The organism is Actinomadura sp. CNU-125 (assembly GCF_001942465.1).
GTDB lineage: Bacteria > Actinomycetota > Actinomycetes > Streptosporangiales > Streptosporangiaceae > Spirillospora.
Genome location: NZ_MKJY01000344.1, coordinates 29,156 through 52,988, shown reverse-complemented (window position 1 = coordinate 52,988; position 23,833 = coordinate 29,156). Strand labels below are relative to the sequence as shown.

The window sequence follows — 23,833 nt, the reverse complement described above, 5'->3', positions numbered from 1 at the left end:
GCCGGGGCGGGCTCGGCGCCGCGCGCGTGTAGCCGGACGGGGGCAGGCGGCGGGGGGCCGGGGAAGGACGCACCCCCCGATCGTCACCGTCGCGCGCGTCCGCACACGGCGAACGCGCACGCCGTTAACACCTCGATACAACGCCCGGCTCCGGCCCCGGCCCCGGACGCCCCGCTCAGCGCGGCGAGACCGTGAAGCGGCGCAGCGCCAGCGCCGGGTTCTTCTCCCGGACGGCCGCGATCCGGGCGGGCTCGACGCCCGCCACGGCCGTGCCCGGCGCCTCCCCCAGCGCCGCCGCGACCACGCCCATCGGGTCGACGATCATGCTGTTGCCCGCACCGGTCGGCGCGCACTGGTCGGCGGCGGCCACGTAGATCGTGTTCTCGATGGCGCGGGCGCGCACGAGCGTCCCCCAGTGGTCCTCCTTGAGCGGCCCCGGCACCCACTGGGCGGGCAGCAGGAGGACGTCGGCGCCCGCGTCCACGATCCGCCGCGTCACCTCGGGGAAGCGGACGTCGTAGCAGGTCTGCATGCCGAACGTGACGCCGTCCACCGTGAAGGTCTCGGGGTCGCCGATGTCGCCGTGCCGGACGATCTCCGACTCCTTGTACCCGAACGCGTCGTACAGGTGGACCTTGCGGTACGTCGCGGCGACCGTCCCGTCGGGGGCGAACGCGACGAGCACGTTGGCGATGCGGTCCGGTTCGTCGAGCCGCTCGTTCAGCCCGGCGACGACGTGCACGCCGTGCGCGCGGGCCAGTTCGGCGAGCCCGCCCGCGAAGGGGCCGTCGAGCCGCTCGGCGGAGTCGACGTACCGGCGGTCCAGTTTCGGCGCCGCGAACATCGCGAACTCGGGGCACGCCACGACCTTCGCGCCGCGCCCGGCGGCCTCCCCCACCAGGCCGCCGATCGCGGCGAGGTTCTCGTCCTTGTTCGTCCCGGGCGCGAACTGCGCCACCGCGACCTGCACCATGATCCCGTCCTCCACGGTTCCATCCTCCACGGCCTCGGCCTTCCCGATCCGGTTCAGAACCTGCCCGAGACGCCGGTCAGAGCCGGTCGACGCCGGTCACCCGGACGACCGCCTCGCCCTCCTGGTCGGAGCCCGCGAGGTCCACCTCGGCGGAGACGCCCCAGTCGTGGTGCCCCGCCGGGTCGTCGAACACCTGCCGGACGCGCCACAGCGCGTCCTCGGGGACCTCCTCGATCTGCAGGAGCTTCGGGCCGCGCGCGTCGGGGCCGGTGAGCAGCTCGTCGTGCTCGGCGAAGTAGCCGTCCATGCCGTCCTCCCAGCCGTCCGCGCCGAAGTCCGGATCGAGCTCCCCGAGGTCGCGGTACCGCTCCAGCGCGGCCAGCTCGACGCGGCGGAACAGCGCGTTGCGCACCAGCACCCGGAACGCCCGCGCGTTCGCGGTGACCTTCGTGACGCGCTCCTCGATCGGCTCGTCGGGCTCGTCGGCCGGGTTGGCGAGCTGCTCCCACTCGTCCAGGAGGCTGGAGTCGACCTGCCGGACGAGCTCGCCGAGCCACTCGATGAGGTCGATCAGGTCGTCGGTCTTGATCGACTCGGGGACGGTCTGCTGCAGCGCCTTGTAGGCCCCCGACAGGTACCGCAGGACCAGGCCCTCGCCGCGCGCCAGCTCGTAGTAGGCGATGTACTCGGTGAACGTCATCGCCCGCTCGTACATGTCGCGCACGACCGACTTGGGCCGCAGCGGATGGTCGCCCACCCACGGATGCCCCGCCCGGTAGATCTCGTAGGCGGCGCCGAGCTCCTCCTCCAGCGGCTTCGGGTAGTCGACGTCCTGGAGCAGCTCCATCCGCTCCTCGTACTCGATGCCCTCGGCCTTCATCTCCTGGACGGCGGCGCCGCGCGCCTTGTTCAACTGCGCCGCGACGATCTGCCGGGGGTCGTCGAGCGTCGCCTCGATCACCGACAGGACGTCCAGCGCGTACGACGGCGAGCCCGGGTCGAGGACCTCGAAGGCGGCGAGCGCGAACGTCGACAGCGGCTGGTTGAGCGCGAAGTCCTCCTGCAGGTCGACGGTGATGCGCGCGTACCGTCCGGCGTCGTCGGGCTCGGGCAGCGCCTCGACCACTCCCCCGGCCAGCAGCGACCGGTAGATCGCGATGGCGCGGGAGATGTGCCGGCGGCGCGCCGCCGGTTCCTCGTGGTTGTCGGTCAGCAGCGCCTTCATCGCCTGGAACGCGTTGCCCGGCCGGGCGATCACCGACAGCAGCATCGCGTGGCTGACCTGGAAGCGGGACCGCAGCATCTCCGGTTCGGCGTCCTGCAGCTTGCGGAAGACCTCCTCGTCCCAGCCGACGAACCCCTCGGGGGCCTTCTTGCGCTGGACCTTGCGGCGCTTCTTCGGGTCGTCGCCCGCCTTGGCGAGGGCCTTCTCGTTCTCCACGACGTGCTCGGGGGCCTGCGCGACGACGAACCCGACCGTGTCGAAGCCCGCACGCCCGGCGCGTCCGGCGATCTGGTGGAACTCGCGGGCCCGCAGCCGCCGCACCCGGTGCCCGTCGTACTTGCTGAGCGCGGTGAACACGACCGTCCGGATGGGGACGTTGACGCCGACGCCGAGCGTGTCGGTGCCGCAGATGACCTTCAGCAGCCCGGCCTGCGCGAGCCGCTCCACCAGCCGCCGGTACTTCGGCAGCATCCCGGCGTGGTGGACGCCGATGCCGTGCCGGACGAACCGCGACAGGTTCCGGCCGAACTTGGTGGTGAACCGGAACCCGCCGATCAGCTCGGCGATCCGGGCCTTCTCCGCCTTGGTGCACACGTTGATGCTCATCAGCGACTGCGCCCGCTCGATCGCGGTGGCCTGCGTGAAGTGCACCAGGTAGATCGGCGCCTTCTGCTCGCCGAGCAGCTCCTCGATCGTCTCGTGCAGCGGCGTGACCCGGTAGTCGTAGATCAGCGGGACGGGACGTTCCGCGGACGTGACGAGCGCGGTCGGGCGTCCGGTGCGGCGGGTGAGGTCCTTCTGGAAGAAGGACACGTCGCCGAGCGTCGCCGACATCAGCAGGAACTGGGTCTGCGGGAGCTCCAGCAGCGGGATCTGCCACGCCCAGCCCCGCTCGGGCTCGGCGTAGAAGTGGAACTCGTCCATGACGACGACGCCGATGTCGGCCTTCGCGCCGTCCCGCAGCGCGATGTTGGCCAGCACCTCGGCGGTGCAGCAGACGATCGGGGCGTCGGCGTTGACGCTGGCGTCGCCGGTCATCATGCCGACGTTGTCGCGGCCGAACATCTCGCACAGGTCGAAGAACTTCTCCGACACCAGCGCCTTGATCGGCGCGGTGTAGAAGCCGACCTGGTCCTTGCCGAGCGCCGCGAACAGGGCCCCCGCCGCCACGAGGCTCTTGCCGGACCCGGTCGGGGTGGACAGGATCACGTTCGCGCCGGACACGATCTCGATCAGCGCCTCCTCCTGCGCGGGGTACAGCGTGATCCCGCGCCCGGACACCCACCGCTCGAAGGCCTCGAACAGCGAATCGGCGTCGGCGTCGTTTCCGGAGGGAAGCTCATCGATAAGACTCACCCCTCCATCCTGCCCCCGATCGCCCGCCGACCGGGAACCGGAACGCCCGCCGGACGGGCGGACGTCACGGGACGATCTCGGTGCGGTCGCCGCCCCAGCGGGTGTGGAACGTTCCGTCGCGGTCGACGCGGCGGTAGGTGTGCGCGCCGAAGAAGTCCCGCTGCCCCTGGGTGAGCGCGGCGGGCAGCCGTTCCGCGCGCAGCGAGTCGTAGTAGGCCAGGGCGGCGGAGAAGCCGGGGACGGGGACGCCGTGCTTGGCGGCGATGGCGATCACGTTGCGCCACGCCTCCTGCGCGTCGCCGAGCGCCTCGGCGAAGTGCGCGTCGGTCAGCAGCGTCGGCGTTTGCGGGTCGGCCTCGTAGGCGGCGCGGATGCGGTCGAGGAACCGGGCCCGGATGATGCAGCCGCCGCGCCAGATCGTCGCCATCGCGCCCGCGTCGATGTTCCAGCCGTACTCGGCGCTGCCCGCCCGGATCTCGTGGAACCCCTGCGCGTACGCGACGATCTTCGACGCGTACAGGGCCTTCTCGATCGCGTCGGGGACGCCCGGCAGCGTCTCGGCGCCCGCGCGGGCGGGGCCGGGCAGGCCGCGGGCGGCCTCGCGCAGCGCGGCGTGCCCGGACACCGAGCGGGCGAACACCGCCTCGGCGATGCCGCCGACCGGGACGCCGAGGTCGAGCGCGCTCTGCACCGTCCAGCGTCCGGTGCCCTTCTGTTCGGCCTGGTCGAGGACGACGTCGACGAACGGGCGCCCGGTCGCGGCGTCGGTGTGCGCGAGGACCTCGGCGGTGATCTCGATGAGGTACGACTCCAGCCGTCCGGTGTTCCACTCCCGGAACACCGCGGCGATCTCGGCGGGGGCGAGCCCGGCGGCGTGCCGCAGCAGGTCGTAGGACTCGGCGATCAGCTGCATGTCGGCGTACTCGATGCCGTTATGCACCATCTTCACGAAGTGCCCGGCGCCGTCCGGTCCGACGTGCGTCGCGCAGGGCGTCCCGTCGACGTGGGCGGAGATGTCCTCCAGCAGCGGGCCGAGCGACGCGTAGGACTCGGCGGAGCCGCCCGGCATGATGCTGGGCCCGTGCAGCGCGCCCTCCTCGCCGCCGGAGATGCCGGTGCCGACGAAGTGGATCCCGCGCCCGCGCAGGTCGCGCTCGCGGCGGCGGGTGTCGGCGAAGTGCGCGTTGCCGCCGTCGACGATCATGTCACCGGGCTCCAGCAGCGGCGCGAACTCGTCGATCACCGCGTCCGTCGCCGGGCCCGCCTTCACCATGATCACCAGGCGGCGGGGACGCTCCAGCGCCGCGACGAACCGTTCCGGCGAGTCGGCCGGGACGAACGTCCCCTCGTCGCCGAACTCCTCGACCAGCGCCTTCGTCCGGGACGACGTGCGGTTGTGCACGGCGACCGGGTGCCCGTGCCGGGCGAGGTTGCGGGCCAGGTTGCGGCCCATCGTCGCCAGCCCCGTGACACCGATCCGCGCCTGCTCCATTGGCTCACTCCTTGTCGTGTGCGACCCTGACCGAGGTCGGTATACAAGATCGTTGTCCCTTGTTCGGACACCGTGCCCGCATGCCCTTATTCCCCACGGGAACGTGTCGCACGTGATGGACCGACGGGATCGCGAGCGACTGGGGGTGCGATGCTGGGACTGCCGGACGGGACCGCCGCGTGTCTGTTCGACCTGGACGGGGTGCTCACGCGGACCGCGACGGTGCACGCCGCCGCGTGGAAGGAGATGTTCGACGGCTACCTGCGCGAGCGCGCGGACCGGACGGGCGAACCGTTCGTCCCGTTCGACATCGCGCGGGACTACGGCCCCTACGTGGACGGCAAGAAACGCGAGGACGGGACGCGCTCGTTCCTGCGCTCGCGCGGGATCGGGCTCCCGGAGGGCGACCCGGACGACCCGCCGGACGCCGAGACGATCCGGGGCCTCGGCAACCGCAAGAACGCGCTCGTCCTGAAGCTGATCGCGGAGCGGGGCGTGGAACGGTTCGACGGGTCGATCGGCTACGTGCGGGCGGCGCGGGACGCGGGGCTGAAGACGGCCGTCGTGTCGTCCAGCGCCAACACCGTCCAGGTTCTGGAGGCGGCCGGGATCGGCGGCCTGTTCGACGCGCGCGTGGACGGCGTCGTCGCGGCCGAGCGGCACCTGCCGGGCAAGCCCGCCCCCGACATGTTCCTCGCCGCCGCACGGGAACTGGGCGTCCCGGCGGAGCGCGCGGCGGTGTTCGAGGACGCGCTCGCGGGCGACGAGGCCGGACGGGCGGGCGGGTTCGGCCACGTCGTCGGCGTCGACCGGGCGGGCGGCGCGCACGCGCGGGCGCTCGCCGAGCACGGCGCGGACACGGTCGTCGGGGACCTGTCGGAACTCTTGGAGGAAGCGTGAACGTTCCGGAAGGGCAGGCGACCGCCGACCGCCCGGTCTTCATGGTCGAGCCGTGGTGCGTGCGGGAACCGGAGCTGCGGCTGGACCGGCTGCGGCAGAGCGAGTCGGTGTTCGCGCTCTCCAACGGGCACGTCGGCCTGCGCGGCAACCTCGACGAGGGCGAGCCGCACGGGCTGCCCGGCACCTACCTGAACTCGTTCTACGAGCAGCGGCCGCTGCCGCACGCCGAGACCGCCTACGGCTACCCCGAGTCGGGGCAGACGGTCATCAACGTCACCAACGGCAAGGTCATCCGCCTGCTGGTGGACGACGAGCCGTTCGACGTCCGCTACGGCCGGGTGCACCGCCACGAGCGCATCCTGGACATGCGGGCGGGCACGCTCACCCGGGACGTGGAGTGGACGTCCCCGGCGGGGCGGCGGGTCAAGGTCGGGTCGGTGAGGCTGGTGTCGCTGACCCAGCGGGCCGTCGCCGCGATCTGCTACGACGTCGAGCCGGTGGACGAGGCCGTCCGGATCGTCGTGCAGTCGGAGCTCGTCGCCAACGAGGCGCTGCCGGACGGCGGGAAGGACCCGCGCGCGTCGGCGATCCTGGCCAGCCCGCTGGTGTGCGAGGAGCACGTCGCCAACGGCAAGAAGGTCCTGCTGCTGCACCGCACCCGCGAGAGCGGCCTGCGGATGGCGGCGGGCATGTCGCACGACATCGAGGGCCCGGAGTCGATGACGGTCGACACCGAGAGCTCCGAGGACGTGGGCCGGCTGACGGTCGCGACGCGCGTCGAGCCGGGGCAGCGGCTCCGCGTCGTCAAGTACATGGCGTACGGATGGTCGAGCCGGCGGTCCCGTCCGGCGCTGCACGACCAGGTCGTCGGGGCGCTCGCGGGCGCGCGGCAGACCGGCTGGGACGGGCTGCTGGTGGAGCAGCGCGACTACCTCGACGCGTTCTGGGAGGGCGCGGACGTCGAGGTGGAGGGCGACGCCGAGATCCAGCAGGCCGTGCGGTTCGGGCTGTTCCACGTCCTGCAGGCGGGCGCGCGCGCGGAACGCCGCATGATCCCCGCGAAGGGCCTCACCGGGCCCGGTTACGACGGGCACACGTTCTGGGACACCGAGACGTTCGTCCTGCCCGTCCTCACCTACACCGCGCCAGGCGCCGCCGCCGACGTCCTGGCGTGGCGGCACATGATCCTCCCGCTGGCCCGCGAACGCGCCCGCCAGCTCGGGCTGCGCGGCGCCACCTTCCCCTGGCGGACGATCCGGGGCCACGAATGCTCGGGGTACTGGCCGGCGGGCACCGCCGCGTTCCACGTCAACGCCGACATCGCCGACGCGGTCGTCCGGTACGCCGACGTCACGCAAGACGCGGAGTTCGAGCGGGAGATCGGCCTGGAGATCCTGGTCGAGACGGCCCGGCTGTGGCGGAGCCTCGGCCACCACGACGTCGGCGGCGTGTTCCGCATCGACGGCGTCACCGGCCCGGACGAGTACAGCGCGGTCGCCGACAACAACGTCTACACGAACCTGATGGCGCGGCGGAACCTGCGGGAGGCCGCCGAGACGGCCATGCGGCACCCGGACGTCGCCGAACGGCTCGGGGTGGACGCCGAGGAGGCCGCGTCGTGGCGGGACGCCGCCGCCGCGATGCTGATCCCCTACGACCGGCGGCTCGGCGTGCACCCGCAGAGCGAGGGGTTCACCAACCACGCCCGCTGGGACTTCGCCGCCACCGGGCCCGACCACTACCCGCTGCTGCTGAACTACCCGTACTTCGATCTGTACCGCAAGCAGGTCGTCAAGCAGGCCGATCTGGTGCTGGCGCTGCACCTGTGCGGGCAGGCGTTCACCGACGAGCAGAAGGCGCGGAACTTCGCGTACTACGAGGCGCTGACCGTCCGGGACTCGTCGCTGTCGGCGCAGACGCAGGCCGTCATCGCGGCGGAGGTCGGGCAGCTGGAGCTGGCGCACGACTACCTGGGCGAGACCGCGCTGATGGACCTGCACGACCTCAACCGCAACACCGGCGACGGCCTGCACCTGGCGTCGATGGCGGGCGCCTGGAACGGCCTCGTCGCCGGGTTCGGCGGGATGCGGGCTGGCGGCGGGCGGCTCCGGTTCGCGCCCCGGCTGCCCGGCGGGATCAGCCGCCTCACGTTCCGGATGCGGTACCGGGGCAGCCTCGTGCGGGTCACCGTGACCGCCGAGTCGGCCCGCTACGACCTGCTGGACGGGCCGGGGATCGAGCTGTGGCACCACGGCGAGCCGTTCACCCTCGGCGAGGACCCCGCCGAGCTGCCCATCACGCAGATCACGGCGCAGCCGCCGCCCACGCAGCCCGCGTGCCGCGAGCCGATGCCGCGCCGCATGGACCCCCACGGACGGGACGCACGCCCCCGCGAGGACTGACCGCCCCACGACGGGAGGGGCGTTACTCGTCCGGGGCGCAGACGGGTGCGCAGGCGGCCTCGTCGGGCGCCGTGCGGGGGGCGGCGTCCGGGCGTTCCCGGCGTTCTCGGCGTGCTCCGGCGGCGGTGGAGCCGGTCAGGAGGCGGCGGGGGCCGGGGCCCTCGTCGCCGAGGCGGTCGTAGGGGTTGGCGAGCGCGCACTTGTTGATCGACAGGCAGCCGCAGCCGATGCAGTCGGTGAGGTCGTCGCGGAGCTTCTCCAGCTGGGCGATGCGGTCGTCGAGGGTGCCGCGCCAGTGCTGGGAGAGCCGCGCCCAGTCGTCCACCGTCGGGGTGCGCTCCTCGGGGAGCGTGGCGAGCGCCTCGCGGATCTCGGCGAGCGGGATGCCGACCCGCTGGGAGACCTTGATGAAGGACACGCGGCGGAGCGTGTCGCGGCTGAACCGGCGCTGGTTCCCGGCCGTCCGGCGGCTGCTGATCAGTCCCTTGGCCTCGTAGAAGTGCAGGGCCGAGACGGCCACGCCGCTGCGCTCGGCGAGCTGGCCGACGGTCAGTTCGTGCACCCGGAATTCCAGCCGCGTCATGCTCCGCATCCTAAACGCCGGCGCCCGCCGACCGGACGTGCCGGGCGGCGGGCGCGCGATGCGGCGCGGGGCTCAGTGCTCCAGGCGGCGCACCAGGCTGTGGTACTCGTCCCACAGGGCCTTCGGGGTGTGGTCGCCGAACGTCTCGAAGTGCGGCACGACGAGCGCGGCCTCCTCCTTCCACACCTCGGTGTCGACCGACAGGAGGGTGTCGAGGTCGGCGTCGTCGATGTCGAGGCCGTCGGTGTCCAGCGACTCCTTGGTCGGCAGGTGCCCGATCGGGGACTTGACGGCGTCGGCCTTGCCGTTGAGGCGCTCCACGATCCACTTCAGCACGCGGCTGTTCTCGCCGAAGCCGGGCCAGATGAACTTGCCGTCGGCGTCCTTGCGGAACCAGTTGACGTAGTAGATCCGCGGGAGCTTCTCGGCGTCGGTGGCCTTGCCGATGTCCAGCCAGTGGCCGAAGTAGTCGCCCATGTTGTAGCCGCAGAACGGCAGCATGGCGAACGGGTCGCGGCGCAGCTCGCCGACCTTGCCCTCGGCGGCGGCGGTCTTCTCCGACGCCACGTTGGCGCCGAGGAACACGCCCTGCTGCCAGTCGAACGACTCGGTGACCAGCGGGACGGCGGTGGCGCGGCGGCCGCCGAACAGGATCGCCGAGATCGGCACGCCCTTCGGGTCCTCCCACTCGGGCGCCGCGATCGGGCACTGCCCGGCCGGGGTCGTGAAGCGGGCGTTGGGGTGCGCGGCGGGCGTCTCGGACGAGGGCGTCCAGTCGTTGCCCTTCCAGTCGGTGAGGTGCGCCGGGGGCTCGTCGGTGAGGCCCTCCCACCACACGTCGCCGTCGTCGGTGAGCGCGACGTTGGTGAAGATGCTGTTGCCCCAGAGGGTCTTCACGGCGTTGGCGTTGGTGCTCTCGCCGGTGCCGGGCGCGACGCCGAAGAACCCGGCCTCGGGGTTGATCGCGTAGAGGCGGCCGTCGTCGCCGAACCGCATCCAGGCGATGTCGTCGCCGATCGTCTCGACCTTCCAGCCGGGGATCGTCGGCTCCAGCATGGCGAGGTTGGTCTTGCCGCAGGCGGACGGGAACGCGGCGGCGACGTAGCGGGTCTCGCCGTCCGGCGGGGTCAGCTTCAGGACGAGCATGTGCTCGGCCATCCAGCCCTCGTCGCGGGCCATCGTGGAGGCGATCCGCAGCGCGTAGCACTTCTTGCCGAGCAGCGCGTTGCCGCCGTACCCGGACCCGTACGACCAGATCTCACGGGTCTCGGGGAAGTGCGTGATGTACTTCGTGGAGCTGCACGGCCACTTGACGTCCTGCTGCCCGGGCTCCAGCGGCGCGCGACGGAGTGGACGGCCTTGACGAACGTGCCGCGCTCCTCGATCAGCCGCAGGGCGCCCGCGCCCATCCGGGTCATGATCCGCATCGAGACCGCGACGTAGGCGGAGTCGGTGATCTCGACGCCGAGCTGGGAGATCTCGCCGCCCAGGGGGCCCATGCAGAACGGCACCACGTACATGGTGCGGCCCTTCATGCAGCCGTCGAAGAGCCCGTTCAGGGTCTCCTTCATCTCGGCGGGGGCGGTCCAGTTGTTGGTGGGACCGGCGTCCTCCTCCTTCTCGGAGCAGATGAACGTCCGGTCCTCCACGCGGGCCACGTCGGTGGGGTCGGAGGCCGCGTGGAAGCTGTTGGGCCGTTTCGCCGGATCGAGCCGCGTGAGCGTGCCCTGCTCGACGAGCAGGGCGGTGAGGCGCTCCCACTCGTCGTCCGAGCCGTCGCACCACTCGACGCGGTCGGGCTTGGTCAGCTCGGCGATCCCGCGTACCCAGTCAATCAGTTCGGTGTGACCGGTAGGGGCCTGGTCGAGGCCGGGGACCTGGATGGACACGGGCTACTCCTTCAGCTGTTCGCAGGATCTTTGCATGATGAACAAGACCCTCGGTTTTTGCCATTTGGTCTGGACCAATCCCGTCGGTTCTTGGGCCTTCCCGGGCCCTTTTGTGATTGATATCACCAGACTACGGACGGCCCGGACGTCTAGCCCCAAACCAGGACATAACCACTCTTAAGCTGGGTAAACGTGCGTCTCGGTGGCCTTGACGGCCGCCCATATCGGGCTGCCTTCCGACAAATGGAGCTCCGCGACCGCCGCCGCGGTGACGTCCGCGAGGGCCGTAATTGACTCCCCCTCCAGCCGTACCCGCACCCGGTCTCCGTGCCGTTCGATCGTTCCCACACGGGCGTGCCACAGGTTTCGGGGGCTGCCGTCCGGACGCGTCCGGTACAGCGCCACCGCGGATGGCGCGAAGGCCAGGAACACCTCACCTTCGAGTGAATCCACAGTGTCCAGCGTGTGAGAACCCTCACCGAGCACGACGCGGCCGCCTCCGGCCCGTCCCCGGTACAGGTTCAGCCCGACGAGCCGCGCCACGTAGTCGGTACGGGGACGCCGCGCGACCTCCGCCGGCTCGCCCTCCTGGACCGGCCGCCCGTCCTCGACCACCACGATCCGGTCGGCCAGCACCATCGCGTCCAGCGGGTCGTGCGTGACGAGCACCGCCGCGCCCTCGAACCCGGCAAGGTGGCGCCGCAGCGCGGCCCGGATCTCCATCCGGGTGTGCGCGTCGAGAGCGGCGAGCGGCTCGTCCAGGAGCAGCAGGCCCGGACGGACGGCGAGCGCGCGCGCCAGCGCGACCCGCTGCGCCTGCCCGCCCGACAGTTCCCGGGGCTTGGCCGACGCGTACTCCGCGAGGCCCACCCGCTCCAGCCACCCGGCCGCGATCCGGCGCGCCTCCCGGCGCCGGACGCCCTGGCAGCGCGGCCCGAACGCGACGTTGTCGAGGGCGCCCAGGTGCGGGAACAGCAGGTAGTCCTGGAACACCATGCCGATGCGGCGGCGCTCGGGCGGCAGCGGGCGCAGGTCCGCGCCGTCCAGCCGCAGGTGCCCGCCCGACGTCGGCACCAGGCCCGCCAGGGCGCGCAGCGCGGTGCTCTTGCCGGCGCCGTTCGGCCCGAGCAGCGCCACGACCTCGCCGGGCCCCGCGGTGAGCGGCAGGTCGAGGACGAACCCGCCGCGCCGCACCGCCACCCGCGCGTCCAGGCCCGCACGCGGCGCGCCCGCCCCGCCCGTTCCGCCGGTCACGCCCGTTCCGTCGGTCACGTCGGTCACGACGCGCCCGTCCAGCGGTTCCGGAGGGCGGCCAGCACCACCACCGACACCGCGAGCATCACCAGGCTGAGCACGATCGCGGCCTGCGGATCGGTCTCCAGCGCCAGGTAGACCGCCAGCGGCATCGTCTGCGTCTCGCCGGGGAAGTTCCCCGCGAACGTGATGGTCGCCCCGAACTCCCCGAGCGCGCGCGCCCAGCACAGGACGCGCCCGCCGCGACGCCCGGCGCGACGAGCGGCAGCGTGACGCGGCGGAACGTCGTCCACCGGCTCGCGCCGAGCGTCGCGGCCGCCTCCTCGTAGCGCAGATCCGCCGCGCCCAGCGCCCCCTCGACGCTGATCACCAGGAACGGCATCGCGACGAACACCTGCGCGAGCACCACCCCGGCCGTGGTGAACGGCAGCGTGATCCCCACCGCCTCCAGCGGGCCGCCGACGATCCCCCGCCGCCCGGCCGCCAGCAGCAGCGCGACGCCGCCGACCACCGGCGGCAGCACCAGCGGCACCGTCACCAGGGCCCGGACGAGCCGGACGCCCGGGAACCGGACGCGCGCGAGCGTCCAGGCCAGCGGGACGCCGAACAGCACGCACAGCACCGTTGCGATCGTCGCGGTGAGCAGCGACAGCCGCAGCGCGTCCAGCACCTCCGGCCGCAGCAGCCGGGTGCCGAGCGTGGACCACGGCGCCCGCACGAGCAGCCCGGCGAGCGGCAGCACCAGGAACGCGAGCCCGGCGAGTGCGGGCAGCACCAGGATCAGCGGCGGGCGGCCCGGCGGCCGGTCGGCCCGGGGGCTCGGAGCGCGCACGGTCACGGTGCCCGGAACCCCGCCTCGCCGAGGACCGCCTCGCCCTGCGGGCCCGTCACGAGGGCGATGAACTCCTGCGCGAGCCCGGGCTGCGGGGCATCCGCGACCTGCACGATCGGGTAGTCGTTGATCGCCTTCGCGGCCGCGTCGAACTCGATGCCGGTGACGTCCCCGGCGGCCGCCTTCGCGTCCGTGCGGTAGACGAGCCCGGCGTCGGCCTCCCCGAGCCGGACCTTGGTCAGGACGGCCTTGACGTCCTTCTCCTGCGACGCGGGCTCGACCGTGACCCCGGCGGCGTCCAGCGCCTCGGCCGCCGCCGCGCCGCACGGCACCTGCTCGGCGCACAGCACCACCCGCAGGTCCTCGCCGGCGAGATCCCCGACCGATCGCACGCCGCCCGGATTGTCCTTGGGGACCGCGATGACGAGCCGGTTCGTGGTGAACACCCGCGGCTCACCGGCCGCGTCACCGGCGTCGGCCACCGCCTTCATCGTCGCGGGGCTCGCGGAGGCGAACACGTCCGCGGGGGCGCCCTGCGCGATCTGCTGGGCGAGCGTGGAACTCCCCGCGAAGCTGAACCGCACGTCCGTCCCGGGGTGCGACTTCTCGAACGTCTCCCCCAGTTCGGTGAACGTCTCGGTGAGCGAGGCCGCCGCGAAGACGGTCAGCGTCTCCCCGCCGCCGTCCCCGGACGCCCCGTCCACCTCGCCGCAACCGGCGAGCGCGACGAGCAGGGCGGCGACGGCCGCGGTGCGCTTGAACATGCCGGTTCCCCTTCAGCCCGCGTCGGCAGTTCGACGACGACGTTGGTGGACTTCACGACGGCCTCCGCGACCACGCCGGGGGCGAGCCCCAGCTCGTCCGCCGCCTCGCGGCTCATCAGCGACACCACCCGGAACGGGCCCGCCTGGATCTCCACCTGCGCCATGACGCCGTCCCGGACCACCTCGGTGACGATCCCGCGCATCCGGTTGCGCGCCGAGGAGAACCGCTCGCCGTGCTCCCCGAGGCCGCCGCGCGCCTGGTCCCGGACGAACGCCGCCAGTTCGGCCCCGGGCACGCGCCGGCGCCGTGATCGTCCCGCGCGGCCGGGAGCCGCCCGCCGTCCACCCACCGCCGCACGGTGTCCGCGCTCACGCCCAGCAACACCGCGGCCTCGCCGATCCCGAATGTCGTCACCCGAAGACCCTAGCCCCTCGCAGATACGAGCCATATGGGCGGGTGGCCCGGAGATTGCCAACCACACAGCAATCTTGGCTCGCATTTACCACAGGCATTTGACCTAAACCAAACTTGAGGTTCTACCGTCAAAGCATGACCACCATCACTGATCCCTTCATCCCCGCCGAGCGCGCCTACCTCGCCGCGCAGGGCATCGGACGCTGTCGACGATCGGCCCCGACGGCGGCCCGCAGACCCGCCCGGTCGGGTTCCGGCTCAACGACGACGGCACCATCGACATCGGCGGCCCCGACAACGCGAACAGCCGCAAGTACCGCAACGTGCGGGCCGCCCCGCACGTCTCGTTCGTCGTCGACGACCTGACCGCCCCCGACGACCCCGACGCGGTCAAGCCCGGCTGGGGCCGCGGCATCGAGATCCGCGGCGTCGCCGAGACGGTGAAAGGCACCATGCACATCGGCCAGGGTTACTTCAGCGACGACCTCATCCGGATCCGCCCGACCCGCGTCATCAGCTGGCACATCGACCCCGACCACCCCGAGCAGCGATCGAGGGGCGTCTGAACGGAACCGACGGCGACCGTCCCCTCCTGATGTTGATCTGCGGCGTGTTGCCCTTATGGGCGCCCGAGTTAGGGCAACACGCCGCAGATCAACGAACCCGGGCGAACCTTAGGCAGCCGCGAAGGCGCCGCGGACCATTGCTTCGGCGAGGGTCCGGACGGCTCCCTCGCGGAGGCTTCCGGCGGGCAGGGCGACGAGGGTGAAGAGCGTGCCGCTGTAGAGGGTGATCAGCGTGCGGATCGCCCCCTCGGACATCGGCGTCCGCAGCTCGCCGTGCAGCTCCGTCGTGCTGAGGAGCGCGGCGTTCTCGAGCCCGGCCAGCGCGGCGGCGAGCGCGGGGCGGCGCCGGGCCTCCAACTGGAGCTCGAAGGCGGCCAGGTAGCGCTCCCGCAGCGCCGTCGCCGCGGTCCAGAGCGACCCGGCGAGCATTTCCACCAGGTCGTCCACGCCGGTCGGCTCCGCCCGGGGCCGGCGCGACGCCTCCCCCTCGCCTTCCGGCCCGTCGGCGCCGGGCGCGACGGGCGCGACGGCCGTCATGTCCGCCAGGTGCAGTTCGACGACCCGTTCCGCGGCCGCGACGAGGAGCGCCTCCCGCGTGCGGAAGTAGTTGGTGGCCGTCCCGGCCGGGACGCCGGCGAGCGTCTCGACGGCCCGATGGGTCAGTCCGTGCGTTCCCTCCTGTGCCAGCAGCGCGATCGCCGCGTCCGCCAGAGCCCGGCGTCGGCGCAGGTTGGCGGGTGGCATGGGCCCGAGTATAGGCCCGCGACCCTTACCACTACGATCGTATTGAACGGGCTCCGGCGGCGTGCCGGACGGCCGGGCGGCGAGCGACGGGAGAGGCCATGGACGAGCTCACGGCGACGGTGGCGGGCGGCGGGATCGCGGGGCTGGCGTCGGCGCTGGCGCTCGCCCGGGCGGGCTGGCGGACCACCGTGCTGGAACGCCGCTCCGGCCCGGCCGAGGTGGGAGCGGGAGTCGCCGTGCCCCGCAACGGCATGGACGCGTTGCGGGGCCTCGGGTTCGATGACGGGCGCATCGCGGAGCTCGGGCACGAAACCGTCGGCACGGGCTTCCGCGACACCCGCGGCCGCCGCCTCCTCCACATCCCCGACGACCGCGCGGACGTGCGCCGGGCGATCACGGTCTGGGGGTTCCAGCGGCAGCGGCTCCACGCCGCCCTCCGCCGAGCCGCCGAGGAGGCGGGGGCCGAGGTGACGCCGGACGCGCGGGTCACGGGGATCGAGCCCGGATCGTCCCGGGGGGCGCGCGCCGTGGTGACGTGGCGGGGCGGGAACGCGGAGCACGGAGCCGAAGCGGACCTCGTGGTCGGGGCCGACGGCATGTGGAGCACCGTCCGCGAAGCGGTGTTCCCCGGAGTGCGCCCCCGCTACAGCGGGAGCACGAGCTGGCGCGCCATCGTGCCGGACGACGCCCTCGACGGGCGGCTCGTGGAGTACTGGGGACCGGGCGCGGAGTTCGGGGCGATGCGGGTGAGCGCGTCCGAGATCTACTGGTACGGCTACTTCCGCGGTCCGGAGGGGACGGTCTTCGACGACGAGCACGCGGCGGCGCGCACCCAGGTTCGCCGACTGGGCGCCCGGGATCGGCGGCCTCATCGACGCGACCTCCCCGGAACGGCTGATGCGGCACGACGTCCACCACCTGCCGGGCGGGCTGCCCGCGTACGTCCGGGGGCGGGTCGTGATGGTCGGCGACGCGGCCCACGCCGCGCTGCCCACGATGGGGCAGGGCGCGGCCACGGCCCTGGAGGACGGCCTGTGCGTCGGCCTCCTGATCGGCGCCCGCTGCGCGCGGGGGCGTCCTGGAGCGGTCCCTGGCGGAGTTCGACGCGGAGCGGCGCCCCCGCTGCCGGGCCATCGCGCGGCAGGCGGAACTCGTCGCGCGGTTCGGCGCGGACCTCGGCGGCGGATGGCGCCAGACGCTGCGCAACTCCGCGCTGCGGCTCGTCCCCGGCCGGGCCTTCGCACTCGCGGGATCCCGGCGGATGCACTGGGCACCGCCGCGTCCGGCACCGTAGGCGGCGGGGACGAAACCGTACTAGCGCTGCCCGCCGCGCATGTTCCGGACGGCCTTCGTCGTCTCGTAGCTGCCCTTCTCATCGTCCACCTGGACGTCGTCGCGGTCGGTGAACATGGCGAGGAACCCGAACAGCAGGCCGACGCCACCGATCCATGCCTCACGCCAGGCGAAACTCAGTGCCACGCAGACGACGGCACAGGAGACGAACAGCAGCAGCTTCACGAAACACCCCTCGAGTAATGGACAACTTACTCGCGCCAGCTGCAGCAATCCTGACATGCCGCGGCCCGTCCGGGGAAGGTTTCGGACGGGCCGTGATCACGTACGCGGCTACTTGCGGCCCTTGCCGCGCTTCTCGCGGATCTTCATCGTGATGTCCAGCGGCGTGCCCTCGAAGCCGAACTCCTCGCGCAGCCGCCGCTCGATGAACCGCCGGTACCCCTCCTCCAGGAACCCGGACGTGAACAGCACGAACCGCGGCGGCCGCACGCCCGCCTGCGTCGCGAACAGCACCCGCGGCTGCTTGCCGCCGCGCACCGGATGCGGGTGCGAGTTCACCAGATCGGCGAAGAACTGGTTCAGCTTGGACGTCGGCACCCGGGTGCCCCAGCCGTCGAGGGCCGTGTCGATGCCCGGGACGAGCTTCTCCACGTGCCGTCCGGTCTTCGCGGAGATGTTCACCCGCGGCGCCCAGCGGGCGTTGTGCAGCTGCCGGTCGATCTCGCGCTCCAGGTAGTGGCGGCGCTCCTCGTCCAGCAGGTCCCACTTGTTGTAGGCGAGCACCAGCGCCCGGCCCGACTCGATCACCATCGAGACGATCCGCAGGTCCTGCTCGGCGAGGGGCTCCTCCGCGTCCACCAGCACCACCGCGACCTCCGCGCGCTCCAGCGCGGACTGCGTGCGCAGCGTCGCGTAGAAGTCGGCGCCCTGGTTCTCCCGGTGCCGCCGCCGGATCCCGGCGGTGTCGATGAACCGCCACTCCCGGCCGCCCAGCTCGATCAGCTCGTCCACCGGGTCGCGGGTCGTCCCCGCGACCGCGTCGACGACCGCGCGATTCTCCCCGGCCAGCTTGTTCAGCAGGCTCGACTTGCCGACGTTCGGACGTCCCAGCAGTGCGACGCGGCGCGGACCGCCCGCCTCGCCGAACGTCTCCGCCGGGGCCTCCTCGGGCAGCGCCTCCAGCACCGCGTCCAGCAGGTCGCCGCTGCCGCGCCCGTGCAGCGCGCTGACCGGGTGCGGCTCGCCGATGCCGAGCGACCACAGCATCGCCGCGTCCGCCTCGGCGCCCACGTCGTCGACCTTGTTGGCGACCAGCACCACCGGCTTGCCCGCGCGGCGCAGGATCTCCACCACGGCCTCGTCCACGTCGGTGGCGCCCACGGTCGCGTCGACCACGAACATCACGACGTCGGCGAGGTCGACCGCCAGCCGGGCCTGCTCGGCGATCGCCGCCGCCAGCCCGGACGAGTCCGGCAGCCAGCCGCCGGTGTCGACGACGGTGAACCGCCGCCCGCTCCACGTCGCGTCGTAGGCGACCCGGTCGCGGGTGACGCCCGGAACGTCCTCGACGACGGCCTCGCGGCGTCCCAGGATCCGGTTGACCAGCGTGGACTTGCCGACGTTCGGACGGCCGACGACCGCCACCACCGGCGCCGGCCCCTCGTCCGCGCCGACCTCGGCGTCGACGTCGACCGTCTCGATCTCGTATTCAGTCACTGTGCTTCCCCGGCGGGCGCTCTGCGGCCCGCTCACTCCCGCTCTTTGGCGAGGCGGACGACCGCCTCGATGACCTCGTCGAGCCCCAGCTCGGTCGAGTCGATCTCCTGCGCGTCGGCCGCCTTCGTCAGCGGCGACGCCTTCCGGGTCGAGTCGATCCGGTCCCGGCGGGCCTGCTCGGCCTGCGTGACCTGCGCCGAAACGCCCGGGTCGGCGGCCAGTTCCAGCGTCCGGCGGGCCGCCCGCGCCTCCTCGCTCGCCGTGAGGAACACCTTCACCGCGGCGTCCGGCGCGACCACCGTGCCGATGTCGCGGCCCTCCACCACGATGCCGCCCAGGCCGATGATCTCGCGCTGCAGCTCGACGAGCCGGGTGCGGACCGCCGGGACGGAGCTGACCGCGCTGACCGCGTTCGTGACCTCGCGGGTGCGGATCGGCCCGGACACGTCCTCGCCGCCGACCGTGATCGTCGGCGTGTCCGGGTCGGTGCCGCACTCGATGGCCGGCTCCAGCGCGCGCGCCGCGACGGCGCCCGCGTCCTCCACCGGCACCCCGGCGCGCAGCATCCACCAGGTCATGGCGCGGTACATCGCGCCGGTGTCCAGGTAGCGCAGGCCCAGCGCGCGGGCCACGCCCTTGGACGCGCTCGACTTGCCCGACCCGGAGGGTCCGTCCATGGCGATGACGAGCGGCACGATCGCTCCCCTTCTCTGTTCGTCGGAGCGCCCCACGGCGCGGCCGTCGGGCGAACGGGCGGCGCTCGTCCCGCGTCGCGCGATGTGCGTGTTCCCGTACGAGCCCCGGCGCATCAGGCTACCGGCCCGCGACCACCCCCGGCGCCGTGTCGCCCGCCGCCGGTCCCCGCCCGGACGCCCGCTAGCGTTCCGGTGCGGCCGTCGGACGGCGCGGCACCGACCAGCCGCGCGCCCGCAGCTCGTCGGCGAGCCGGTCGGCGGACTCGGGGGCCACCGACAGCTCCAGGACGCCCAGCGGCCGCCCCGGCGAATGCTCGATCGTCACGTCCTCGATGTTGACCCCGGCGATCCCCGCCGCCTGGAACACCATCGCCAGCTCGCCCGGACGGTCCGGGATCACCACCTGGACGGGCGTGTACGCGGACTGGTCGCCGCCGTGCTTGCCCGGGATCCGGGACCGGCCCGCGTTGCCGCGCAGCAGCAGGTCGGCGACGTGCGCGGCGGCGCCGTCGCTGCCGTCGCGCAGCAGCGACGCGGCCACCGCGAGGTCGGTGGCGACGCCCTCCAGGACGTCCGCGACCGGCTGCGCGTTCGCGGCCAGGATGCCGATCCACAGCTTCGGGTCCCCGGCGGCGATCCGGGTGACGTCCCGGACGCCCTGCCCCGCGAGGCCCAGCGCCGTGTCGTCCGCGCCGGTCAGCCGGGCCGCGACCGCCGCCGACACCACGTGCGGGCCGTGCGACACCAGCGCGACCGCGCGGTCGTGCTCGGCGGCGTCCACCGTGACGGGCATCCCGCCGCAGGCCCGCGCCAGCGCGGTGACCCGCTCGACGGCGTCCGGGGACGCCTGCGGGCCGGGCGTCAGCGCCCACGGGCGGCCGAGGAACAGGTCCGCGCGCGCGCGCCCGGACCGGACCGCTCGCTGCCCGCGAGCGGATGGCCGGGCACGAACACCGACATGTCGCAGCCCAGCTCGGCCGCCTGCGCCAGCGGCGGCGCCTTCACGCTGGCCACGTCGGTGTAGACGGTCGCGAGGCCGCGCTTCTGCGCGTCCAGCAGCGTCACCGCCACCGCGGCGGGCGGCACCGCGAGGACGGCCAGGTCCGCGGGGCCGTCCGGGGCGCCGTCCGGCAGCGCCTCCCCGGCGCCGAGCTCGACGGCCAGTTCCAGCGTCGCCGCGTCCCGGTCGGTCAGCAGCACCCGGGCGCCCCGCTCCCGGGCGGCCAGCGCGATCGAGGTGCCGATCAGCCCCGTGCCGACCACGATGATGCTCAGGTCCGCCAGTTCGTCGTTCACGCCGTCACCCTATTCGCTACCGCGTCCGCTATTGAGCGATATCGAGCCGCAGGGCCGTCGCCCCGCGCAGGTACACGTGCTGGACGTCCGAGCGGGGCTTGTCCGTCTCGATGTGCGCCATCAACCGGATCACCAGCGGCAGGGCGTGCGGGACGCCGATCTCCGTCGCGCACAGCAGCGGCACCTCGTGGAAGCCGAGCTTGCGCGCGGCCAGCGCCGGGAACTCCGCCGTGATGTCCGGCGTCACCGTGAAGATCACGCTGATGACGTCGTCGGTGCTGAGCCCGTTACGCCCCATCACCTCGGTGACCAGCTCGGTGGTCGCCTCCAGGATCTGCTCCCGGTCGTCGGCACCGATCTGCGTCGCTCCGCGGACCGCGCGTACCGCCACGTGCACTCCCCTCTCGTCGTCCGCCCGCGGCTACAGCCCGACGGCCTTGTACAGCTCACCGACCTCGCGCACGGTCAGCGCACGCATCCCGCCCGGCTTCAGCTGGCCCAGCTTGATCGGCCCGAACTCTACGCGGGCCAGCTGCTGCACCGGGAAACCGACCTCCTTCAGCAGCCGCCGGACGATGTGCTTGCGCCCCTCGTGCAGGGTGATCTCCACCAGCACCCGGCGGCCGACCTGGTCGAAGATGCGGAACTTGTCGGCCTTCGCCGGGCCGTCCTCCAGCGTCACCCCGGCCTTCAGCCGCCTGCCGAGGTCGCGCGGGATCGGCCCGTGGATCTCGGCGAGGTAGGTCTTGAACACGCCGTAGCTCGGGTGGGTCAGCCGGTGCGACAGCTCCCCGTCGTTGGTGAGGAGGATCAGCCCCTCGGTGTCGGTGTCGAGGCGGCCGACGTGGAACAGCCGCTCGGGCACCTCCACGTACTCCGCGAGGGACTTGCGGCCCCGCTCGTCCGACATCGTGCTGACCACGCCGCGCGGCTTGTTGATCATGTAGTACCGCATCTCGGAGCGGGTCTCGACCCGCCGCCCGTCCACGTGGATGACGGCGCGGGCGGGGTCGACGCGCTCGCCGAACCGGAACACCTTCTTGCCGTTCACGGTGACGCGGCCTTCGCCGATCAGCTCCTCGCAGTGGCGGCGGCTGCCGATCCCGGCCTCGGCCAGGACCTTCTGCAGTCGCACGCCTTCGTTCTCGCTCACGTTTCCTCGATCATCTCGGTCAGTCGTCGATCATCTCGTCGGGCAGGTCGTCCGGCAGGTAGGGGGCGAGCTCGGGCAGCTCGTCGAGGTCGCGGAGCCCCAGCCGCTCCAGGAAGTACCCGGTGGTGCGGTACAGGTGCGCCTGGGACTGCGGGTCCTGCCCGGCGTCCTCGATGAGGCCGCGCAGCGCCAGCGTCCGCATGACGCCGTCGCTGTTGACGCCGCGGATCGCCGACACCCGCGCGCGGCTCACCGGCTGCCGGTACGCCACGACCGCGAGGGTTTCCAGCGCGGCCTGCGTGAGCCGGGCCTGCCGCCCGTCCGTCACGAACCGCTCCACGACCGGGGCGCACACGTCCCGGGTGTAGAACCGCCAGCCGCCCGCGACCTCCCTGAGGTCGAACCCCCGGCGCTGCGCGGTGTATTCCGCGGACAGCTCCCGGACGGCCGCCGCGATCTGCGGACGGGGCCGTTCCAGCAGCTCCGCGAGCGTGATCTCGTCGACGGGCTCGTCGACGACCAGCAGGATCGCCTCGATCGCGGCGCGCAGCGTCGGACCGTCCGGGGCGTCGAGCGGGCCGTCCTGCTCGCCGGCGGTGGTCGCTTCCCGGGTCATCCCGCCCCCTCATCGTCGTCGCGCGCGTCGCCGCCGTCTCCGTCGCCGTCTTCGTCGCCGTCCCCGGCGGGCTTCGGCGCGCCCTCGTAGTCGTCGCCGACCTCGACGTCGCCGTCGTCGGTACCGGTCCAGGCCACGTGCAGCTCGCCGAGCGGCTCGTCCTGGCGGAACGCGACGGACTGGTCGCGGTACAGCTCCAGCAGCGCCAGGAACCGCGCGACGACCTCGTAGGTGCCGTCGGCGTCGGCCGCCAGGACGCGGAAGGTCGTGTTGCGCAGCCGCCGCAGCATCGCCACGACGATCTCCGCCTGCTCCTTGACGCTCGCCTTCGGCTGGTACATGTGCTCGACCGACACCGACGGCGGCGCCTTCGGCGTCATCGCACGGGCGGCGAGCCGCGCGAACTCGTCCGGGCCGAGCCCGAGCAGCACCTCGGGCAGCAGGTTCGCGAACCGCGCCTCCATCGGGACGAGCCGCGGGTAGCGGCGGCCGTGCTCGGCGATCCGCGCGGCGAGGACCAGCGCGACCTCCTTGTACGCGCGGTACTGCAGGAGCCGCGCGAACAGCAGGTCGCGGGCCTCCAGCAGCGCGAGGTCCTCCTCGTCGTCGACCTCGCCGGACGGCAGCAGCCGCGCGCACTTCAGGTCCAGCAGGGTCGCGGCGATGAGCAGGAAGTGGCTGGCCTGGTCGAGGTCCCAGTCCTTGCCGTGCGACCGGATGTGCGCGATGAAGTCGTCGGTGACCTTGTGCAGGGACACCTCGGTGATGTCGAGCTTGTGCTTGGAGATCAGCCCGAGCAGCAGGTCGAACGGCCCGTCGAAGTTGTCCAGGTGGACGTGGAAGCCGCCCTCCCCTGCGGTGTCCTCGGCGGTTTCCGCGCCGGTGTCCGGTTCCGGGGGCGTCTCCTCCACGTCGCTCACCGTAGCGGAGCCCACCCGCACGTCCCCCCGATCCGCCACGCCGTCCACCGGCCACATCGTCCCATGCCGCAGGGGGTGCGCGCGCACGTTCGGCCGCCGGCGCCGCCCCGGCGTCAGCCGCCCCGGCGTCAGCCGCCCCGGCGTCAGCCGCCGGTGATCCGCTCGACGAGGTCGTCGACCTCCGCCCGGGTGAAACCGCCGGTGATCACGATTTCGCCGCCGGTGATGCGCTGGGTCACCATCGGGGCGGAGACGATCCGCTCATCGACCAGGATGGCGATCCGCCCGCCGGACGGTTTCGCCGCGGCCTCCTCGGTCAGCCGGGCGAAGGCCCTCGCGTCGTCCCCGGTGAGGCTGATCTCGATGCCCCAGGCGCTCGTCGTCTCCGGCGGTACCGCCTTCAGGCCGTCGACGCGCGCCACCCTGAACCCGCCGGAACCGAGCAGGAGGCAGGCACCGCCGGCGTCCTCGGGCAGGTACCCGGGCGGGCACGTGCCCGCCTGCTGCTCGTCGGTGACCGGGAAGAACTCCAGCGGCATCCGCAGGTCCACGGGCCCGCTCACGTCCCGCTCCGGCGGCCCCGTCCCTTCGTGCAGGCCGTCGGAGGGGCGCGTCAGCAGGTACGCCGCGAACGCGGCGGCCACGATCAGGGCCACGACCCCGACCGCCACGACCGCGATCATCGGCCCCTTACCGGAACGTCCGGGCGGGGACGGCCGCGGCCGCACCGGCGGCTGCCCTTGCTG

General features: G+C 73.0%; 18 protein-coding genes and 6 pseudogenes. 5 read left to right on the top strand and 19 right to left on the bottom strand.

Annotated elements, in window-relative coordinates; genetic code table 11:
- Nucleotides 1–175 precede the first annotated feature (175 nt).
- The 3 genes from BJF79_RS32755 to gndA all read right to left on the bottom strand — a co-directional run bounded on the left by BJF79_RS32755 (nucleotide 176) and on the right by gndA (nucleotide 5,046).
- The gene (locus BJF79_RS32755) at nucleotides 176–973 is read right to left on the bottom strand and encodes a carbon-nitrogen hydrolase family protein (protein WP_075903278.1); all 798 of its coding nucleotides are present in this window, start codon (nucleotides 971–973) and stop codon (nucleotides 176–178) included.
- Between the two features lie 76 nt (nucleotides 974–1,049).
- Complete coding sequence (locus BJF79_RS32750) at nucleotides 1,050–3,554, bottom strand: DEAD/DEAH box helicase (protein WP_075903251.1); 2,505 nt, start codon at nucleotides 3,552–3,554, stop codon at nucleotides 1,050–1,052.
- Between the two features lie 64 nt (nucleotides 3,555–3,618).
- On the bottom strand, nucleotides 3,619–5,046 hold the full coding sequence (gene gndA, locus BJF79_RS32745; RefSeq protein ID WP_075903249.1) for an NADP-dependent phosphogluconate dehydrogenase: 1,428 nt from the start codon (nucleotides 5,044–5,046) through the stop codon (nucleotides 3,619–3,621).
- 150 nt (nucleotides 5,047–5,196) lie between these two features.
- Here gndA and BJF79_RS32740 point away from each other — a divergent pair, with 150 nt between their 5' ends.
- Complete coding sequence (locus BJF79_RS32740; protein WP_075903247.1) at nucleotides 5,197–5,946, top strand: HAD family hydrolase; 750 nt, start codon at nucleotides 5,197–5,199, stop codon at nucleotides 5,944–5,946.
- Nucleotides 5,943–8,348, top strand: a complete 2,406-nt coding sequence (locus tag BJF79_RS32735; protein WP_262402877.1) for a glycoside hydrolase family 65 protein — start codon at nucleotides 5,943–5,945, stop codon at nucleotides 8,346–8,348. Before BJF79_RS32740 ends, BJF79_RS32735 begins: the two co-directional genes overlap by 4 nt.
- A 22-nt stretch (nucleotides 8,349–8,370) precedes the next feature.
- On the opposite strand, the gene soxR is transcribed toward BJF79_RS32735, so the two are convergent.
- The 6 genes and pseudogenes from soxR to BJF79_RS32705 form a co-directional block, all read right to left on the bottom strand.
- Nucleotides 8,371–8,940 (bottom strand): redox-sensitive transcriptional activator SoxR, encoded by a 570-nt coding sequence (gene soxR / locus BJF79_RS32730; protein ID WP_316043482.1) that lies wholly within the window; start codon nucleotides 8,938–8,940, stop codon nucleotides 8,371–8,373.
- Nucleotides 8,941–9,003: 63 nt separating this feature from the next.
- Nucleotides 9,004–10,820: pseudogene (locus BJF79_RS32725) on the bottom strand (phosphoenolpyruvate carboxykinase (GTP)).
- Nucleotides 10,821–10,997: 177 nt separating this feature from the next.
- Nucleotides 10,998–12,092 carry an ABC transporter ATP-binding protein gene (locus BJF79_RS32720; RefSeq protein ID WP_075903272.1) on the bottom strand — a complete coding sequence of 365 codons (1,095 nt, stop codon included), beginning with the start codon at nucleotides 12,090–12,092 and terminating at the stop codon, nucleotides 10,998–11,000.
- Nucleotides 12,093–12,097: 5 nt separating this feature from the next.
- A pseudogene (locus BJF79_RS32715) lies at nucleotides 12,098–12,912 on the bottom strand (ABC transporter permease).
- Nucleotides 12,909–13,670: a molybdate ABC transporter substrate-binding protein gene (modA, locus tag BJF79_RS32710; RefSeq protein ID WP_075903245.1), complete on the bottom strand. Its 762-nt coding sequence runs from the start codon at nucleotides 13,668–13,670 to the stop codon at nucleotides 12,909–12,911. The pseudogene BJF79_RS32715 and the gene modA overlap by 4 nt, the downstream one beginning before the upstream one ends.
- A 29-nt stretch (nucleotides 13,671–13,699) precedes the next feature.
- Nucleotides 13,700–14,085 (bottom strand): annotated as a pseudogene (locus tag BJF79_RS32705) (molybdopterin-binding protein); the annotation flags it as partial.
- Nucleotides 14,086–14,288: 203 nt separating this feature from the next.
- Between BJF79_RS32705 and BJF79_RS32700 the strand changes: the two are divergent.
- Nucleotides 14,289–14,651, top strand: a complete 363-nt coding sequence (locus tag BJF79_RS32700) for a PPOX class F420-dependent oxidoreductase (protein ID WP_316043483.1) — start codon at nucleotides 14,289–14,291, stop codon at nucleotides 14,649–14,651.
- Nucleotides 14,652–14,759: 108 nt separating this feature from the next.
- On the opposite strand, the gene BJF79_RS32695 is transcribed toward BJF79_RS32700, so the two are convergent.
- Nucleotides 14,760–15,395: a TetR/AcrR family transcriptional regulator gene (locus tag BJF79_RS32695; protein WP_075903243.1), complete on the bottom strand. Its 636-nt coding sequence runs from the start codon at nucleotides 15,393–15,395 to the stop codon at nucleotides 14,760–14,762.
- Nucleotides 15,396–15,493: 98 nt separating this feature from the next.
- Here BJF79_RS32695 and BJF79_RS62640 point away from each other — a divergent pair.
- Both BJF79_RS62640 and BJF79_RS65930 read left to right on the top strand, forming a co-directional pair.
- Nucleotides 15,494–15,961, top strand: a pseudogene (locus BJF79_RS62640) (FAD-dependent oxidoreductase); the annotation flags it as partial.
- Between the two features lie 331 nt (nucleotides 15,962–16,292).
- Nucleotides 16,293–16,388, top strand: a pseudogene (locus BJF79_RS65930) (hypothetical protein); the annotation flags it as partial.
- A gap of 321 nt (nucleotides 16,389–16,709) precedes the next feature.
- On the opposite strand, the gene BJF79_RS32685 reads toward BJF79_RS65930, so the two are convergent.
- The 9 genes and pseudogenes from BJF79_RS32685 to BJF79_RS32645 all read right to left on the bottom strand — a co-directional run bounded on the left by BJF79_RS32685 (nucleotide 16,710) and on the right by BJF79_RS32645 (nucleotide 23,770).
- Entirely contained in the window at nucleotides 16,710–16,913 is a 204-nt protein-coding gene (locus tag BJF79_RS32685) for a hypothetical protein (RefSeq protein ID WP_075903241.1), read from the bottom strand.
- Nucleotides 16,914–17,021: 108 nt separating this feature from the next.
- Nucleotides 17,022–18,392: a ribosome biogenesis GTPase Der gene (der, locus tag BJF79_RS32680; RefSeq protein ID WP_410050171.1), complete on the bottom strand. Its 1,371-nt coding sequence runs from the start codon at nucleotides 18,390–18,392 to the stop codon at nucleotides 17,022–17,024.
- Nucleotides 18,393–18,439: 47 nt separating this feature from the next.
- A complete protein-coding gene (cmk, locus tag BJF79_RS32675; protein ID WP_262402876.1) occupies nucleotides 18,440–19,102 on the bottom strand; it encodes a (d)CMP kinase in 663 nt (220 codons plus the stop codon).
- Between the two features lie 181 nt (nucleotides 19,103–19,283).
- Nucleotides 19,284–20,368: pseudogene (locus tag BJF79_RS32670) on the bottom strand (prephenate dehydrogenase).
- A 58-nt stretch (nucleotides 20,369–20,426) separates the two neighbouring features.
- Entirely contained in the window at nucleotides 20,427–20,789 is a 363-nt protein-coding gene (gene aroH, locus BJF79_RS32665) for a chorismate mutase (protein ID WP_075903268.1), read from the bottom strand.
- 30 nt (nucleotides 20,790–20,819) lie between these two features.
- On the bottom strand, nucleotides 20,820–21,551 hold the full coding sequence (locus BJF79_RS32660; RefSeq protein WP_075903237.1) for a pseudouridine synthase: 732 nt from the start codon (nucleotides 21,549–21,551) through the stop codon (nucleotides 20,820–20,822).
- Between the two features lie 19 nt (nucleotides 21,552–21,570).
- Nucleotides 21,571–22,167 carry an SMC-Scp complex subunit ScpB gene (scpB, locus tag BJF79_RS32655; RefSeq protein ID WP_083734379.1) on the bottom strand — a complete coding sequence of 199 codons (597 nt, stop codon included), beginning with the start codon at nucleotides 22,165–22,167 and terminating at the stop codon, nucleotides 21,571–21,573.
- A complete protein-coding gene (locus BJF79_RS32650) occupies nucleotides 22,164–23,078 on the bottom strand; it encodes a segregation and condensation protein A (protein WP_075903264.1) in 915 nt (304 codons plus the stop codon). The genes scpB and BJF79_RS32650 overlap by 4 nt, the downstream gene beginning before the upstream one ends.
- 152 nt (nucleotides 23,079–23,230) lie before the next feature.
- Nucleotides 23,231–23,770, bottom strand: a complete 540-nt coding sequence (locus BJF79_RS32645) for a SecDF P1 head subdomain-containing protein (protein WP_075903235.1) — start codon at nucleotides 23,768–23,770, stop codon at nucleotides 23,231–23,233.
- Nucleotides 23,771–23,833: the final 63 nt, after the last annotated feature.